The sequence below is a fragment of the Paraburkholderia kururiensis genome, assembly GCF_034424375.1.
In the GTDB taxonomy this organism is placed as follows: Bacteria; Pseudomonadota; Gammaproteobacteria; order Burkholderiales; family Burkholderiaceae; genus Paraburkholderia; species Paraburkholderia kururiensis_A.
Window position 1 is genome coordinate 4,222,356 of the sequence record NZ_CP139965.1, and the last position, 16,149, is coordinate 4,238,504.

The 16,149-nt window shown below is 66.2% G+C and carries 11 protein-coding genes, 1 tRNA gene and 2 riboswitches; of the genes, 8 read left to right on the top strand and 4 right to left on the bottom strand.

Annotated features, from left to right (window positions below; translation table 11 throughout):
• Positions 1-154 precede the first annotated feature (154 nt).
• Together poxB and U0042_RS19015 are read right to left on the bottom strand one after the other, a co-directional pair.
• The gene (gene poxB, locus U0042_RS19010; RefSeq protein WP_114813834.1) at positions 155-1,876 is read right to left on the bottom strand and encodes a ubiquinone-dependent pyruvate dehydrogenase; all 1,722 of its coding nucleotides are present in this window, start codon (positions 1,874-1,876) and stop codon (positions 155-157) included.
• Positions 1,877-2,295: 419 nt separating this feature from the next.
• Positions 2,296-2,371, bottom strand: a tRNA-Arg gene (locus U0042_RS19015).
• A gap of 320 nt (positions 2,372-2,691) precedes the next feature.
• Between U0042_RS19015 and U0042_RS19020 the strand changes: the two genes are divergently transcribed.
• Entirely contained in the window at positions 2,692-3,612 is a 921-nt protein-coding gene (locus U0042_RS19020) for a c-type cytochrome (protein ID WP_114813836.1), read from the top strand.
• Here the strand turns inward: U0042_RS19020 and U0042_RS19025 are convergent.
• On the bottom strand, positions 3,596-4,231 hold the full coding sequence (locus tag U0042_RS19025; RefSeq protein WP_327204991.1) for a hypothetical protein: 636 nt from the start codon (positions 4,229-4,231) through the stop codon (positions 3,596-3,598). The genes U0042_RS19020 and U0042_RS19025 overlap by 17 nt on opposite strands.
• A gap of 100 nt (positions 4,232-4,331) precedes the next feature.
• Complete coding sequence (locus U0042_RS19030) at positions 4,332-6,422, bottom strand: UvrD-helicase domain-containing protein (RefSeq protein WP_114813838.1); 2,091 nt, start codon at positions 6,420-6,422, stop codon at positions 4,332-4,334.
• 288 nt (positions 6,423-6,710) lie between these two features.
• Between U0042_RS19030 and U0042_RS19035 the strand changes: the two genes are divergently transcribed.
• The 7 genes from U0042_RS19035 to U0042_RS19065 all read left to right on the top strand — a co-directional run bounded on the left by U0042_RS19035 (position 6,711) and on the right by U0042_RS19065 (position 16,044).
• Positions 6,711-7,754: an oxidoreductase gene (locus tag U0042_RS19035; RefSeq protein WP_114813840.1), complete on the top strand. Its 1,044-nt coding sequence runs from the start codon at positions 6,711-6,713 to the stop codon at positions 7,752-7,754.
• A gap of 65 nt (positions 7,755-7,819) precedes the next feature.
• Positions 7,820-8,224, top strand: a complete 405-nt coding sequence (locus U0042_RS19040) for a hypothetical protein (protein WP_114813842.1) — start codon at positions 7,820-7,822, stop codon at positions 8,222-8,224.
• 32 nt (positions 8,225-8,256) lie between these two features.
• Positions 8,257-8,348, top strand: a riboswitch (glycine riboswitch).
• Positions 8,349-8,390: 42 nt separating this feature from the next.
• A riboswitch (glycine riboswitch) is annotated at positions 8,391-8,532 on the top strand.
• Between the two features lie 94 nt (positions 8,533-8,626).
• Complete coding sequence (gene gcvT, locus U0042_RS19045) at positions 8,627-9,745, top strand: glycine cleavage system aminomethyltransferase GcvT (protein WP_114813844.1); 1,119 nt, start codon at positions 8,627-8,629, stop codon at positions 9,743-9,745.
• A gap of 78 nt (positions 9,746-9,823) precedes the next feature.
• The gene (gene gcvH / locus U0042_RS19050) at positions 9,824-10,204 is read left to right on the top strand and encodes a glycine cleavage system protein GcvH (RefSeq protein WP_114813846.1); all 381 of its coding nucleotides are present in this window, start codon (positions 9,824-9,826) and stop codon (positions 10,202-10,204) included.
• 143 nt (positions 10,205-10,347) lie between these two features.
• Positions 10,348-13,299 (top strand): aminomethyl-transferring glycine dehydrogenase, encoded by a 2,952-nt coding sequence (gene gcvP / locus U0042_RS19055; RefSeq protein ID WP_114813848.1) that lies wholly within the window; start codon positions 10,348-10,350, stop codon positions 13,297-13,299.
• A 167-nt stretch (positions 13,300-13,466) separates the two neighbouring features.
• Positions 13,467-14,609, top strand: coding sequence for an alginate lyase family protein (locus tag U0042_RS19060; RefSeq protein WP_114813850.1), 1,143 nt, complete (start codon positions 13,467-13,469; stop codon positions 14,607-14,609).
• 46 nt (positions 14,610-14,655) lie between these two features.
• Positions 14,656-16,044 carry an L-serine ammonia-lyase gene (locus U0042_RS19065; protein WP_114813852.1) on the top strand — a complete coding sequence of 463 codons (1,389 nt, stop codon included), beginning with the start codon at positions 14,656-14,658 and terminating at the stop codon, positions 16,042-16,044.
• Positions 16,045-16,149 lie beyond the last annotated feature (105 nt).

A 16,149-nucleotide genomic window follows, 5' to 3' on the forward strand; every position in this document is an offset into this window, starting at 1 on the left:
GGCTGTGACGCGGCTGGAGTCTTTCACTTCGCTATCGTCGCGGTCGACCGAAGGTTTCGTGAACCAGGACGTGTGGAAGCGCATCGGGTTGCCAACGGGCGGCGAAGTGTTGCCGCCCGTTGTGTCGTTTTTCTTGAGAGGCGACCCGCAACGTTTAGCGCAAATTGGTCTTCGCGAGTTCGATGATCTCGTCGCCGCGTCCGTTCAATACAGCACGCAACATGTAGAGGCTGAAGCCCTTGGCCTGTGCCAGTTCGATCTTCGGCGGCATGGCGAGTTCGTGCTTCGAGGTCACCACGTCGACGACGGCCGGGCCCGCGTGATTGAACGCCTGCTGCAGCGCCAATTCGAGTTGTTCCGAGTCCTCCACGCGAACGCCGAAGATGCCGGCGGCCTGCGCGATGGCAGCGAAGTCGGTTTTGCTCAGATCGACGTTGGTATCGAGATAACCGGCGGCTTTCAACTCCATCGAAACGAATCCAAGCAAGCTGTTGTTGTAGACAACCACCTTGATTGGCAAGTCGAGTTGCCGCGCGGTGAGCAGGTCGCCGAGCAACATCGAGAGGCCCCCGTCGCCCGAAAGGGAAATAACCTGACGCGTGGGCTGCGCAGCCTTGACGCCCAGCGCCTGCGGCATGGCGTTCGCCATCGACCCGTGATTGAACGAGCCGTGCAACCGTCGCTTGCCGTTCATCGTGAGGTAACGCGCGGCCCATAGCGTGGGCGTTCCGACATCGGCGGTGAAAATCGCATCGTCCTCTGCGAGCGCATCGACTACCTTCGTGAGGTACTGCGGATGAATCGGCTGACCGCTCGAAGAAGGCGTTGCGAGGTCGTCCAGCCCCTGACGCGCCGACACGTAGTGCGCCCGAGCTTTCTCGAGGAACCTCCGGTCGGATTTGCGTTGCAGCTTCGGGAGCAACGCGGCCACCGTTTCCTTCACCGTACCGACAAGCCCGAGTTCAAGCGGCGCGCGCCGCCCGAGTTGCCGTCCCTTCCAGTCGATCTGCACGATCTTCGCGCTGGGCGGATAGAACGGGCGATACGGAAAATCGCAGCCGAGCAGCAGCAGCGTGTCGCACGACATCATTGCCTGGTAGCCCGAACTGAATCCGATGAGCCCAGTCATGCCGACATCGAACGGATTGTCGTACTCGATGAACGGTTTGCCCCGCAACGCATGAACCACCGGCGCACCGAGCGCATCGGCCAGCGCGACCACTTCGTCGTGCGCGCCCGCCACGCCGCTGCCGCACATGAGCGTAACCGCCTCGCTCTGATCGAGCAGTGCGGCAAGGCGCGAGAGTTCCGCGTCCGAGGGGACGATGGCAGACGGACTCGTGGCGCTCCAGCGCGGTACTGCATCGGGCAGCTCGCTCAACGCGACGTCGCCCGGCAACACCACGACCGCGACACCGCGCTCGTCTATAGCGGTACGCATCGCGCGTTCCAGCACGCGCGGAAATTGCGACGCGTTGGTGACCAGTTCGGCGAAATGGCTGCATTCGCGGAACAACTCCTGGGGATGCGTTTCCTGAAAGTAGCCGAGACCGATCTCCGTCGAAGGAATATGGGCCGCAATCACGAGCACGGGCTGATGGTTGCGGTGGCAGTCGAACAATCCGTTGATGAGATGCAGATTGCCCGGGCCGCAGCTTCCCGCGCACACGGCGAGGCGGCCGCTCGCGGCAGCGTCCGCGCCTGCGGCGAAGGCCGCTGCTTCCTCGTGACGGGTATGCATCCAGCGTATTGTTCCAAGCTGATCGAGGCTGTATGCGAGCCCGTTGAGGCTGTCGCCCGTCACGCCCCAAATGCGCTCGACGCCCGCGGCTGCGAGTGTCTTCGCGAGATATTCAGCGATCGTTTGCCTTGACATGCCTTTCTCCATGAAAGCGGCCTGGCCGATATGCCGAGCCCGGTGTGTGCCAAATCAGCATAGGGCAGGGGCGGCACCGACGCGCTTAATCGTCGCTGAATCGTTCTTAATGGGGTGGCAGGTAGGCGGGGAAGACCGTTAGCTCGGCGACAGCCGAATGTCTTTCATATCGACGTGATGGGGCGCCTGCGTACACGTGAGGCACGGTATCGTGGCGTCCTGCCGACCGTTGCGCGCGGTGAAGGAGCTCGCCGCCGAGTGGAAAACACAGTGAGGAGGCTGAGGTATGAGCCATCTAACGCGCGCAACATCTCGCGCCGGATGAAGCACGACGGTTGGCTTGCGGAATCTGGCTGCGAGGTCGCTGCAATCTGGGTGCAGCAGGAGGGGAAGCGAAACGGCGGAAACCTTGACCAGCTTGGCGCGCCCGGCTGGGATCGAACCAGCAACCCCTGCCTTCGGAGGGCAGTACTCTATCCATTGAGCTACGGGCGCTTCAACACGAAAGCGCCGCAACCGGGGGTTGCAGCGCTCAGCGAGACCGAGAGAATAACCGCTTTCGCCGCCTGCGTCCACCGCGCTGCCGTGACGAAACCGCGTAACGGCGCGGCTTGGCGCGCAATTTTCGCGCCGTCCATCGCGGTCAAGAAGCCCCTCGCCGTTCCCGCCCTGTTTCGGGTAAACGCCTGCTGAACACGTGCCGCCGGCGCACACCGGCGCCGAAACCTTGCGTCTATAATCGCTCGTGTTTGATCTGAATCATGTCATTGCCGTCCTGCTGTACCGCTCACAAAATCAACGGAGACGAGACAAGCATGAGCGAAGCACCCCACGGAGCCCCGATCAAAACACCCGGCCAGCTGATCGCCGCTGTCATCGCCGGATTTGCCATTCCCGTCATCGTCATTGCGCTGCTCGCCTACTACGTCGACAACTCGACGCGTACGGGCGCGGGCACCGACGAGCTCTCCGATGCCGCCGTCGCCCAGCGCATCGCGCCCATCGCCCAGCTGAACCTGCGCGCCGCCAACGCGCCGCACGTCTACAAAACCGGCGAGCAGGTCTATCAGGCAGTCTGTTCCGCGTGCCACGCGGCGGGCGCGGCCGGGGCGCCGAAGTTCGGCAACTCGGGCGACTGGGGACCGCGCATCTCGCAGGGCTTCGACACGCTCTGGCACAACGCCCTCAACGGCAAGAACGCCATGCCGCCGCGCGGCGGCACGAGCCCCGACGACTACAGCGACTACGAAATCGGCCTCGCCGTCGCCTACATGGCCAATCACGGCGGCGCACAGTTCCAGGATCCGCCGAAGCCGGCCGCCGGCGCGCAGGGCGCATCGGCTGCGGCGGGAGCGTCCGGCACAGCGACGGCAGCGGCAGCCTCGGGCGCCGATGCATCCGCAGCCGGCGCGCAGGCGGCGGCTGCCATGGCCGCGCTCGCAAGCGCGCCGCAGGCCGCGACTCCGGCGGCAGGCGCCACGCAAAGTGCGGACGCGTCCCAAGCCGGCAAGGCGCTCTATCAGCAGGTGTGTCAGGCCTGTCACGCCGCGGGCGTGCTCAACGCGCCGAAGTTCGGCGACAAGGAAGCCTGGGCGCCGCGCCTGAAAGACCCGATGGACGTGGTCTACAACTACGCGCTGCACGGCAAGGGCGCGATGCCGCCGAAGGGCGGCTCGAACGCGTCCGACGCGGACGTGAAAGCCGCCGTCGATTACATGGTCAGCGCGGCGAAGTGAGCGAAGCGAGCGGAACCGCAGGCTCGGTGAACGGCGCCACGAACGCGAAAGCGGGCGCGGCGCGTCTCAACGCATCGAGCTCGTCACGCAGCGCGACCGGGGAAAGCCAGGGGTAGGGAAGTCGCTCGTGCACTTGCGCGAGCAACCTCGCGTCGTGGTCCGCGATCACGTCCATACGGGCAATCTGGATGTGAAAGTGCGCCACGCGCGGCTCAGTCCCGTCAATGCCAGGCGAGAACGTCCAGTCGTACACGCCGTGCCCGATCCGCAGCGCTCCGGCCTCGGGCTCACGCATCACGACGAGCCACGGCAGGCCCGCAATGCTTCCGTTTCGCGGCTGCAAAGCATCGCACACGTAGTAGGTTCGGCACTGGCTGTAGCGGGCGCCGAAGTCGGTCACGAGCGTCCTGGCGATGGCATCGGCGCCCGCTACGCGCGAGGGAAACGCGATGTTTTCGGTAGCGAGAGAAAAGGCGAGTTCAGCGTCGCGGGCGAATACATCGCCAATTCGCTGCGGACGGTTGTTGTCTTTCGCGTCGATGTACGCCTCGAGCAGGGCGCGATAGCGTTCGGTGGCCGGCGTGTTCACATAGCCTCTGAGGTTGGAACGGATCGCCACTCTAGCCGGCAATCCGCGCCCCGCCGGCAATGAGCCCTGCCCGCTGCAGGGTCTTCGGTTCGGGGGCGCCTCGATGGGTGCCTCTTCGCCCCCCTTCCCCTCAAGCCTTCTGCAACAGCGCCTTGAGGCTTGCCAGCCTGTCCTTCGGCGTCATCGGCGCCTCGTCTTCGGTGGGCGGCGGCGCTTCGTCCAGGCCCATCTCGGCGATGAAGCGCGACGCTTCGCACACGATGGTCTCCCGCGCCCGCTTGCGCTTCTTGCACCAGTTCAGATGCAGGCTGCGCTGCGCGCGCGTGATCGCCACGTACATGAGGCGCCGCTCTTCCTCGATGCGCGCGTCGTCGATGGGTTCGTCGTCCGCGCCGCCGCGGTGCGGCATGATGCCTTCCTCCACGCCCACGAGGAACACGTGCGGATACTCGAGCCCCTTCGACGCGTGCACGGTCGACAGGCGCACCGCGTCCGGGTCTTCGTCCTTACCTTCCAGCATCGACATCAACGCGACGGTCTGGATCAGGCCCAGCAGGTTCTTGCCGGTGTCCGCGAGGCCGTCGGCGTTGTCGTAGCCGGTGGCCTCGCCTTCGTCCGAAATTTCCTGCTCGGGCTTGGTGCCCTTGCGCTTCAGCCACTCCAGAAACTCCAGCACGTTCTGCCACTTCGCCTGCGCCTGACGTTCGTCGAACGCGTCGTACAGGTAGGCCTCGTAGTGGATGGCTTCCATGAGGTCGTCCAGCACGGTGGTGGCGGGGTCTTTGTCCGCGCGGTCGGTCAGGCGCTGCATGAAATCGCAGAAGGTGCGCATCGGTTCGATCTGGCGCGCCGACAGGCGTGCCTCGATGCCGCCCATGTACACGGCCTCGAACAGCGACACCTTCGCCTGGCCCGCGAACGCGCCCAGCGCTTCGAGCGTGGTGTTGCCCACGCCGCGGCGCGGCGTGGTGATGGCGCGGATGAAGGCGGGGTCGTCGTCGGGGTTCGCGATCAGGCGCAGGTAGGCGCAGATGTCCTTGATCTCGGCCTTGTCGAAGAACGACTGGCCGCCCGAGAGCACGTACGGAATGCGCTCGCGCCGCAGCACCTGCTCGAAGATGCGCGCCTGGAAGTTGCCGCGATAGAGAATCGCGTAGTCGCGAAACTGCGCGCGCCGCTCGAATTTGTGCGCCGAGAGCCGGAAGACGACGGACTCCGCCTCGTGCTCCTCGTCGTTGCAGCCGGTCACGGTGATCGAGTCGCCCATGCCGTGCTCGGACCACAGCTTCTTCTCGAACAGCTTCGGGTTGTTCGCGATGACGTTGTTCGCCGCCGTGAGAATGCGCACGGTGGACCGATAGTTCTGTTCGAGCTTGATGACGTGCAGCTTCGGGAAGTCCTTGCCGAGCTGCGCAAGATTTTCGAGCGTCGCGCCGCGCCAGCCGTAGATGGCCTGGTCGTCGTCGCCCACGGCCGTGAACGCGGCGCGCGGTCCGGCCAGCAGCTTGAGCAGTTCGTACTGACACGCGTTGGTGTCCTGGTACTCGTCGATCAGCAGATAACGCAGCCGGTTCTGCCAGCGGTCGCGCACGGGCTCGTTCTTTGCGAAGAGCTCGGTCGGCAGGCGGATGAGGTCGTCGAAATCCACGGCCTGATACGCGTGCAGCGTCGCGACGTAATTGCGGTACACGATGGCCGCCTGGTGCTCGTCCTCGTTCGACGCCGTGGCCATGGCCTCTTCAGGCGTCACGAGTCCGTTCTTCCACAGCGAAATGATGGTCTGGATCTTGCGGATGAAGCCCTTGTCCGTGGAGCCCACCTGCTCCTGGATCATGGCGAAGCAGTCGTCGGAATCCATGATCGAGAACTGCGGCTTGAGGCCCACGTGCTCGGCCTCCTGCCGCAGGATCTGCACGCCCAGCGAGTGAAAAGTACACACGGTGAGCTGGTTGACCGGCACCTTGCGGCCTTCCTTGCCCGGCGTGGTGAGCGTCTTGCCTTCGAGCAGCTTGCCCACCCGCTCGCGCATTTCGGCGGCGGCCTTGTTCGTGAAGGTGACGGCGGCAATATGGCGCGGCTCGAAGCCTTTGGCCTCGATGAGATGCGCGATCTTCTGGGTGATCACGCGCGTCTTGCCGCTGCCCGCGCCGGCGAGCACGAGACAGGGACCGTCGAGATAGCGCACCGCTTCGCTTTGGGCGGAATTCAGGCCTGCGGACATCGTTGCTGGAATGGGGAATGACAGGTGGCACCGCCGCGGGCGCGAGTCACGCGCGGCGGCGGAAGTTGGAGCCGCGATGTTAACACGGGGCGCGCCTTTACCTTCGGACGCAAGCCCCTTCAGCCTGAGACGAAACCGCCCCGGCTTCAGTCGGAGGCAAGCACGGCATCGGACGGCCGCGCCCTGCGTGTCATACGGCAACGCCCGCGCCTTCAGCGTGTCACAATCGCTGTCTCGCGCGGCCGCCATGGTGGCAGGACAGCGCGCCTTTTTTTGCAGGAAGCTTTCATGACTTCTCCGCTGAAAACAGGTGTGATGGGCTACGGCTTCGCCGGCCAGACGTTTCACGCGCCGGTCATCGCGCATTGCGGCAGCGCGACCGTTGCGGCCATCGCCACGGGCCAGGCCGAGCGCGCCCGCGCCGATTTCCCTTCGGCCACCGTGGTGCCCGACCTCGACGCGCTGCTCGCGCTGGCCGACATCGAATGCGTCGTCATCGCCACGCCCAACGACACGCACTTCGATCTCGCGCGCCGCACGCTCGAAGCCGGCAAGCACGTGGTAGTCGACAAGCCGGTCACGCTCACCGCCGCCGAAGCGCGTACGCTCGCGGACCTCGCGGCGAAGCAGAGCCGCCTCTTCGCGCCGTTCCACAACCGCCGCTGGGACGGCGACTTCCTCACCGTTCGTGACCTCGTGGAAAGCGGCAAGCTGGGCCGCATCACGCACTTCGAATCGCATTTCGACCGTTTCCGTCCGGTCGTGCGTCAACGCTGGCGTGAAGAAGCGGCGCGCGGCGGCGGTCTGTTGTTCGACCTCGGCCCGCATCTCATTGACCAGGCGCTCGTGCTGTTCGACACGCCGCAAACCGTCACCGCCACCGTGAAGACGCATCGCGATCACGGCACCGCGCCCGACTACGTACATCTGCAACTCGGCTACGCGGCGCACCAGGTGGTGCTGCACGCCAGCGCGCTCGCCGCCATCGCGCCGCGCTTCGTGGTTCACGGCACGCGTGGCAGCTACCGCAAGAACGGGCTCGATACCCAGGAAGACCAGCTGAAGGCGGGGCTGCGTCCCGGCGACACCGGCTTCGGCGGCGGCAATGAACCGGGGCTCTTGCACGTGATCGAAGGCGAGCAGGAAGTGGAGCGCGCGCATGCCACGCGCGACGGCGACTACATCGGCTTCTATCGGGCGCTGGCGGCCTCGATTCGCGACGGTGCGCCGTTTCCCGTCAGCGCACAGGACGCGGTGGATGTCATGACCATCATTGAACTGGCCAACCGCAGCGCCGAAGAAGGCCGCACGCTCGCTTTCGCGTGCGCGTGATGTCGCTCGCGCTCCCTGGAAAAACCATAAGCCCCCCCGCCATCATCGCTATAAGGAGAACTGGAATGCCTCGCATGATCCGCGCGCTTGCCGCCTGCGCGCTGATTTCCGCTCTGGCCGCCTGTGTCGCCCCCCGGCCGCCGCGCAAACCCCATGCACCGCCCCCTCCTTCGCAGACCCAGCCGCGCCCCGCGCCTGCCCCCACTCCGGCGCCGCCGCCGCGCGACATCGGCCTCGACCGGCTGGACCAGGTCGACAGCCGCATCGACATCCTGCATCGCCGCATCGACGTGCGCGTCGACAAGGGCTTCTATCCGCAGCCCCAGGGCGACTCGCTGCATCACCGGCTCGACGTGATCCGCGAGGAAGCGCACGACATGGCCGCGCAGCACGGCGGCGGCGTTTCCGCTGACGAACAGCGCGTGCTGAATCAGGAACTGGACGGCGCCTCGCGGATAATTGGCGAGTAATTGACACGACCCCGGCGGCTCCCTCACAATCGCCACGCGCGCCGGGAGAGCGCGCCGGTTTTTTGAGCCGGCGCCGCCGAAGGGGCAACCCGCAAACTCTCAGGCAAAAGGACCGTGCGCGCCGGACCGCCAGCCGCCCCCGGAAACGGGCGTAAAACTGGCACACCGTCCGAACTCTGGAGAGCGGCAGTAGCCCCGGCGCAAGCCTTGCGGGCAGGCTGCCCACCGAAGGGGCGCGCGCTTCGCCGTGTATCGCTGGATCGCCACGGCAACGCAATCTCTCAGGTATCGAGGACAGAGGGGCCATGCACCGAACCGTCCGCCGGCATTTCGCCGCGTGAGGTTCGCTGCATGGCCCTTTTTGTTTTCGCCGCTTGTTCAACAAGCCAAGCCTGAGGCCCCATGACCGAACTCAAACGCACTCCGCTCAACGCCACGCACCGCGCGCTCAATGCACGCATGGTCGACTTCGGCGGTTGGGACATGCCCGTCAACTACGGCTCGCAGATCGACGAACACCGTGCCGTGCGCACCGACGCGGGCATGTTCGACGTCTCGCACATGTGCGTCATCGACTTTGCGGGCGAGCGCGTGCGCGCCTTCTTCGAGTACGCATTGGCCAACAACGTCGGCAAGCTGCAAACGCCGGGGCGTGCGCTCTACTCGTGCATGCTGAACCGCGACGGCGGCGTGATCGACGACCTGATCGTCTACTACTTCGCCGAAGACAGCTTCCGGCTCGTCGTCAACGCGGGCACGGCGGACAAGGACATCGCCTGGCTCGAAGCGCTCAACGCCGAGCGCGGCTTCGGGCTCACCATCACGCCGCGCCGCGATCTCGCCATCGTCGCCGTGCAGGGCCCGAACGCGCGCAACAAAGTCTGGCAGGTCGCGCCCTCTACGCGCACCGCAACCGAGCTGCTCAAACCCTTCAACGCCGCGAAGATCGAAAACACGCCGTTCGGCGAACTGATGGTGGCCCGCACGGGCTACACCGGCGAAGACGGCTTCGAAATCGTGCTGCCCGCCACGTTCGTCTGCGAATTCTGGGACGCGCTCGTGCGTCAAGGCGTGCGTCCCTGCGGGCTCGGCGCGCGCGACACGCTGCGCCTCGAGGCCGGCATGAATCTCTACGGCCAGGACATGGACGACCAGGTCTCGCCGCTCGACGCCGGCCTCGCCTGGACGGTCGACCTCGCCACCCCGCGCGACTTCGTGGGCCGTGCAGCACTCGAAGCGCAAGCCTCGCGCTGCGCGTTCGTCGGCCTGATCCTGCAAAAGGAAAACGGCAAGGCAGGCGGCGTGCTGCGCGCGCATCAGAAGGTGATCACGCCGCTGGGCGACGGCGAAATCACGAGCGGTACGTTCTCCCCGACCATGCAGGAATCCATTGCGTTCGCCCGCGTGCCGAAAGGCGTGCAGCCCGGCGACGCCGTTCAGGTGCAGATTCGCGACCGGGCGTTTCCCGCAAGCGTGGTAAAACTGCCCTTCGTGCGCAACGGCAAGGTGCTCACCGGCTGAAGCGGCCGGATCGCCCCACCAGCAGCGCGCGTCCCGCCCTCTTTTTAGCCATTACCGAATCAAGCACAGGAGCATCCAATGAGCATCCCGGCCGAACTGAAATACACCGAATCGCACGAATGGGTCCGCACCGAAGCTGACGGCACGTTGACCGTCGGCATTACGGACCACGCCCAGGAAGCGCTCGGCGACATCGTCTTCCTCGAACTGCCGGAAGCCGGCAAGACCGTTTCGGCGGGCGACGGCGTGGCCGTGGTGGAGTCGGTGAAGGCCGCCTCGGACATCTACGCGCCGGTCTCGGGCGAGATCGTCGAATCGAACACGAGCCTCGTCGATACGCCCGACCAGGTGAACGGCGCGCCGTACGAAAGCTGGCTCTTCCGCATCAAGCCGGCTGCCGGCGCCAGCACCGACAAGCTGCTCGACGCCGCCGGCTACGAGAAAGCCATCGGCGCCTGAGTTCAACCTCAGTCTTCAACCGTAGTCCGCGCAGTTTTTATAGCCGTCACCACGACAGGCGCGGCGCCTCCGGCCCTTCGCCAGGTTGCAGCGACATCGCCGCAACGTAGCGACCCCGGAACGCCGCGCCGGCAGGAACCCTTATGAAGCTCGACCACCCGGATCACCTGATGAACCGCACTCCCCTTTCACTCGCCGCGCTCGAAGTGCATGACGCGTTCGCCGAGCGCCACATTGGCCCGGACGCAGCCGGCCAGCAGGCGATGCTCGACGTGCTCGGCTTCGCATCGCGCGCCGCGTTGATCGACGCGGTGATTCCGAAGGCGATCCGACGTGCCGAGCCGCTGCCGCTGGGCCCGTTCGCCCAGCCGCTCTCCGAAGCCGAAGCGCTCGCCGCGCTGCGCGAACTCGCGAACAAGAACCAGGTGTTCCGCACGTACATCGGCCAGGGTTATTACAATGCGCACACGCCGCCGGTGATCCTGCGCAACGTGCTCGAAAACCCGGCCTGGTACACGGCTTACACGCCGTATCAGCCGGAGATTTCGCAAGGCCGCCTCGAAGCGCTGCTCAACTTCCAGCAGATGGTGACGGACCTCACGGGCCTCGCCATCTCGAACGCGTCGCTGCTCGACGAAGCCACGGCCGCCGCGGAAGCCATGACGCTGCTGCAACGCGTGGGCAAGCCGAAGTCGAACGTGTTCTACGTGGCCGACGACGTGCTGCCGCAAACCATTGAAGTCGTGAAGACGCGCGCCACGCCCGTGGGCATCGAAGTGAAGGTGGGCCCCGCCGCCGACGCCGCCAGCGCCAACGCGTTCGGCGTGCTGCTGCAGTACCCCGGCGTGAACGGCGACGTGCGCGACTACCGCGCGCTGGCCGAAGCCATCCACGCTGCCGGCGGCCATGTGGTGGCCGCGGCCGACCTGCTCGCGCTCACCGTGCTAACGCCGCCGGGCGAATGGGGCGCGGACGTCGCGGTGGGCAACGCGCAACGCTTCGGCGTGCCGGTGGGCTTCGGCGGTCCGCACGCCGCTTACCTCGCCGTGCGCGACGAATTCAAGCGCCAGATGCCGGGCCGCCTCGTGGGCGTGACGGTGGACGCGCAAGGCAAGCCCGCGCTGCGCCTCGCGCTGCAAACGCGCGAACAGCACATCCGCCGCGAGAAGGCGACGTCGAACGTCTGCACGGCGCAGGCGCTGCTCGCGATCATGGCCAGCATGTACGCCGTCTATCACGGCCCGCGCGGCCTGAAGACCATTGCGCTGCGCGTGAACCGCATCGCGTCGCTGCTCGCGGCGGGCGCGAAGAAGCTCGGCTACACGCTCGTCAACGAAACGTTCTTCGATACGCTCACGTTCGAAACCGGCGCCCGCACGCAGGCGCTGCACGACGCCGCGCTCGCGCGCCGCATCAACCTGCGCCACGTGAACGACACGCGCGTGGGCGTCTCCATCGACGAAACCACGACGCGCGCCGACCTCGCCGACCTGCTCGCCGTGTTCGCGCAAGCCGCCTTCGCCACCGACGTGCCGCAAGTCGATGTGCTCGACGCCGAACTCACGGCGAGCGCCTCGGGCGCACTCGGCTCGGTGCCGGCCGGACTCGAACGCACGAGCGCGTACCTCACGCACCACGTCTTCAACCGTCACCATTCGGAGACGGAAATGCTGCGCTATCTGCGCAGCCTCGCCGACAAGGATCTCGCGCTCGACCGCTCGATGATCCCGCTCGGCTCGTGCACGATGAAGCTCAACGCCACGTCGGAAATGCTGCCCGTCACGTGGCCTGAGTTCGGTCAGATCCACCCATTCGCGCCCGCGGAACAGACGGTCGGCTATCGCGAAATGATCGACCAGCTCGAACAGATGCTCGTTGCGGCCACCGGTTACGCGGCGGTCTCGCTGCAACCGAACGCGGGCTCGCAGGGCGAGTACGCGGGTCTGCTCGTCATTCACGCGTATCACGCGTCGCGCGGCGAAGGCCATCGCAACGTCTGCCTGATTCCGGCGTCCGCGCACGGCACCAATCCGGCGTCGGCACACATGGCCGGCATGCAGGTGGTGGTCGTGGCGTGCGATGCGCAGGGCAACGTCGATATCGAAGACCTCAAGGCGAAGGCCGCGCAACATGCGGACAAGCTCGCCGCCATCATGATCACGTACCCGTCCACGCACGGCGTATTCGAGCAGAACGTGCGCGAGATCTGCGAGATCGTGCATGCGCACGGCGGCCAGGTCTACGTGGACGGCGCCAACATGAACGCGATGGTCGGCCTCACGGCGCCGGGCCAGTTCGGCGGCGACGTCTCGCACCTGAACCTGCACAAGACGTTCTGCATTCCGCACGGCGGCGGCGGCCCGGGCGTGGGTCCCGTCGCCGTGGGCGCGCACCTCGCGCAGTTCCTGCCGAACCAGCTTTCGTCGGGCTATCGTCGCGCGGAACAGGGCATTGGTGCGGTGTCGGCGGCGCCGTACGGCTCCGCATCCATCCTGCCGATCTCGTGGATGTACATCGCGATGATGGGCGCGAAGAACCTCACCGCCGCGACGGAAACCGCGATCCTCAACGCGAACTACGTCGCAAAGAAGCTCGCGCCGCATTACCCGGTGCTGTATTCGGGTCCCGGCGGGCTCGTCGCGCACGAGTGCATTCTCGACCTGCGCCCCATCAAGGAAACGAGCGGCATCACCGTGGACGACGTGGCCAAGCGCCTCGCAGACTACGGCTTCCACGCGCCGACGATGAGCTTCCCGGTGCCGGGCACGCTGATGGTGGAGCCCACCGAGTCGGAGTCGAAAGAGGAACTCGATCGCTTCATCGACGCGATGATTGCGATTCGCGAAGAGATTCGCGCCGTGGAAGAAGGCCGCGCCGACCGCGAGGACAACCCGCTCAAGCACGCGCCGCACACGGCAGCAGTCGTCACGGCCAACGAGTGGCCGCACGCGTACTCGCGCGAAACGGCGGCGTACCCCGTGCCTTCGCTGCTGGCCAACAAGTACTGGCCGCCGGTGGGCCGCGCGGACAACGTCTACGGCGACCGCAATCTGTTCTGCTCGTGCGTGCCGGTCTCGGACTACGCCGATTCGTAATCGCTGCCAGCCTGCGGTGGCCCGGCTCCCGGGCCGCCGCAGCGCCTTCGCTTCACTTTCCGATTCAACCCGCGAGCAGCTGCCGCAATAGCGACGCGGGAAACTCGCCTTCGCGCCTCGCAAACCGTTAACATCACACACCTGTCAGCTCGACTCGGGAGTCCCGCATGGTGCGAAAGGTGCGAACGACAACAACAAGGCCCGTCCACGGCTCGCGGCGTGCGGCTTCCTCGTGGGCGATTCGCCTCGCCGTGCTGGTTGCGACCGGTGGCACGCTCGCATGGCCCGCGGCCGCGGCGTTTGCGGCAATGAATTTCTGTGCGGCGCCCGCGCTGCAAAGCAGCGAACGCACGAGCGCGGACCCGGGCGTCAAGGCGTTGGTGGCCGACGTGCAGGCGCGCGTGAACGAGGTGCCTCACGCAGTGCCGCGGCTGCACACCGAAGGCACGCTGCCGCACGAAGGCCTCTACGACCAGAGCGTGGAGGCCGAAAAAGACCTCGATCTCATGCGCAACGCCGCACTCGCCTGGCGCGCCACCACGGACGACCGCTTTCTGAAGCTCGTCGACCGCCTGCTCTACGCATGGGTCACCACGTATCAACCGAGCTTCAATCCCATCGACGAAACGCATTTCGAAGGGCTGATCCTCGCCTACGACATGACCGCGAGCGCGCTGCCCGTGAAGACGCGCAACGCCACGATGGCGTTCCTCACGAAGTTCGCCAACGGCTACATCGCGCAGATCGACGCGCAGCCGCGCCCGCTTGCGGGCACGTTCAGGAACAACTGGCAAAGCCACCGCATCAAACTGATCGCGATGGCGGCGTTCACGCTGGATAACCGCAAGATGATTGCGGCCGCGCAGCGGCTTTTCGTGGAGCACGTCGGCGACAACATCGAGCCGGACGGCTCCACCGTCGATTTCGCGGAGCGCGACGCGCTGCACTACGTCACGTACGATTTGCAGCCGCTCGTCACCGCCGCGCTCGCGGCGCGCCGGCACAACCGCAACTGGCTGTCCGAGCGCGCGCCAGGCGGCGCGACGCTCGCCGCCGCGCTCAACTGGCTCACGCCGTACGCGCTCGGTCAGAAGACGCACGAAGAGTTCGTGCACTCCACGGTCGCCTTCGACGCGAAGCGCCGCGAAGCCGGCCTGCCCGGCTATTCGGGCGATTGGGACCCGAAGAACGCGGCCGAACTGTTTCATCTGGCCGCGCGCCTCGACGGACGCTATGCCCCCATCGCGCTGAAGCTCGCGCCCACGCCGCCGGCGTGGCTCGCGGTGTGCTTGCCGTTGCCGGCGCGCTGAGTCGCGGCGGAAGACTTTCACTCAATCATTCGTTCCAGGAGCAGTAATGGCAGTCAGCGTGTTCGACCTCTTCAAAATCGGCATCGGTCCCTCCAGCTCGCACACGGTGGGTCCGATGCGCGCGGCGCTGATGTTCGCGCAGGGGCTCGAGCGCGACGGTCTGCTCGGCGCGACCGCATCGGTGAAAGTGGATCTGTACGGGTCGCTGGGCGCCACCGGCAAAGGCCACGGCACCGACCGCGGCGTGATGCTCGGTCTCATGGGCGATGCGCCGGATACCGTCGATCCCGATACGATCGCCGCGCGCCTCGAAGCCGTGAAGCAGTCGCGCACGCTTGCGCTGCTGGGCCGGCACGCCGTGCCGTTCGTGCAGAAGGACCACATCGGCTTCTTCCGTCAGGCCCTCGCCGAGCATCCCAACGGTATGAAGCTGCACGCGTTCGACGCGCAAGGCACCACGCTGCGCGAATCGACGTATCTCTCCGTGGGCGGCGGCTTCGTCGTGACGGCGGGCGCGCCGAACACGAAGGTGCTCGCCGCCGTCGATCAACTGCCGCATCCGTTTCGCACCGGCAACGAACTGCTCGCCATGTGCGCCGCCACGGGCAAGACCATCGCGCAGCTGATGTGGGAGAACGAGCGCGCCTGGCACACCGCCGAAGAAACGCGCACGGGCCTCTTGAAGATCTGGAACGTGATGCAGTCGTGCGTGGCGCGCGGCTGCGGCATCAACAATCCTGACGCGGACGGCACGCTGCCCGGTCCCTTCCAGGTGAAGCGCCGCGCGCCGCAGCTTTACCGCGCGCTCACGGGCAACCCCGAACGCGCGCTGCAAGACCCGCTTTCGATGGTGGACTGGATCAATCTCTACGCCATCGCCGTGAACGAAGAGAATGCCGCAGGCGGGCGCGTGGTCACGGCGCCCACCAACGGCGCGGCCGGCATCATTCCCGCGGTGCTCCACTACTACACGCGCTTCATGCCGGGCGCGAACGAGCAAGGCGTGCTCGACTTTCTAATGACGGCCGCGGCCATCGGCATTCTCTACAAGCTCAACGCGTCGATTTCGGGCGCCGAAGTGGGCTGCCAGGGCGAGGTGGGCGTGGCGTGCTCGATGGCGGCCGGCGCACTCGCGGCCGTCATGGGCGGCACGCCGAAGCAGGTGGAAAACGCCGCGGAGATCGGCATGGAACACAACCTCGGCCTGACCTGCGACCCCGTGGGCGGCATGGTGCAGATTCCCTGCATCGAACGCAACGCGATGGCTTCCGTGAAAGCCGTGAACGCCGCGCGCATGGCGCTGCGCGGCGACGGCAGCCACTACGTGTCGCTCGACTCGGTCATCAAAACCATGCGCGAAACCGGCGCCGACATGAAGACCAAGTACAAGGAAACGTCGCGCGGCGGCCTGGCGGTGAACATCGTCGAGTGCTGAGCCGCGCTTGCGGTGGCGCATGGTGCGCGTCATGGCGTGGCCCGACCTGCCGCCGTAAGCTGTCGAAGTCTGATGATGTGCTGAATTTGTTCTCTTGTTCAGGTC

What these genes read in the sequence shown, in the direction of transcription:
- poxB (WP_114813834.1), bottom strand. Translation starts at nt 1,876, where the DNA reads ATGTCAAGGCAAACGATCGCTGAATATCTCGCGAAGACACTCGCAGCC.
- U0042_RS19020 (WP_114813836.1), top strand. Translation starts at nt 2,692, where the DNA reads ATGAGCGAAGCACCCCACGGAGCCCCGATCAAAACACCCGGCCAGCTG.
- U0042_RS19030 (WP_114813838.1), bottom strand. Translation starts at nt 6,422, where the DNA reads ATGTCCGCAGGCCTGAATTCCGCCCAAAGCGAAGCGGTGCGCTATCTC.
- U0042_RS19035 (WP_114813840.1), top strand. Translation starts at nt 6,711, where the DNA reads ATGACTTCTCCGCTGAAAACAGGTGTGATGGGCTACGGCTTCGCCGGC.
- U0042_RS19040 (WP_114813842.1), top strand. Translation starts at nt 7,820, where the DNA reads ATGCCTCGCATGATCCGCGCGCTTGCCGCCTGCGCGCTGATTTCCGCT.
- gcvT (WP_114813844.1), top strand. Translation starts at nt 8,627, where the DNA reads ATGACCGAACTCAAACGCACTCCGCTCAACGCCACGCACCGCGCGCTC.
- gcvH (WP_114813846.1), top strand. Translation starts at nt 9,824, where the DNA reads ATGAGCATCCCGGCCGAACTGAAATACACCGAATCGCACGAATGGGTC.
- gcvP (WP_114813848.1), top strand. Translation starts at nt 10,348, where the DNA reads ATGAAGCTCGACCACCCGGATCACCTGATGAACCGCACTCCCCTTTCA.
- U0042_RS19060 (WP_114813850.1), top strand. Translation starts at nt 13,467, where the DNA reads ATGGTGCGAAAGGTGCGAACGACAACAACAAGGCCCGTCCACGGCTCG.
- U0042_RS19065 (WP_114813852.1), top strand. Translation starts at nt 14,656, where the DNA reads ATGGCAGTCAGCGTGTTCGACCTCTTCAAAATCGGCATCGGTCCCTCC.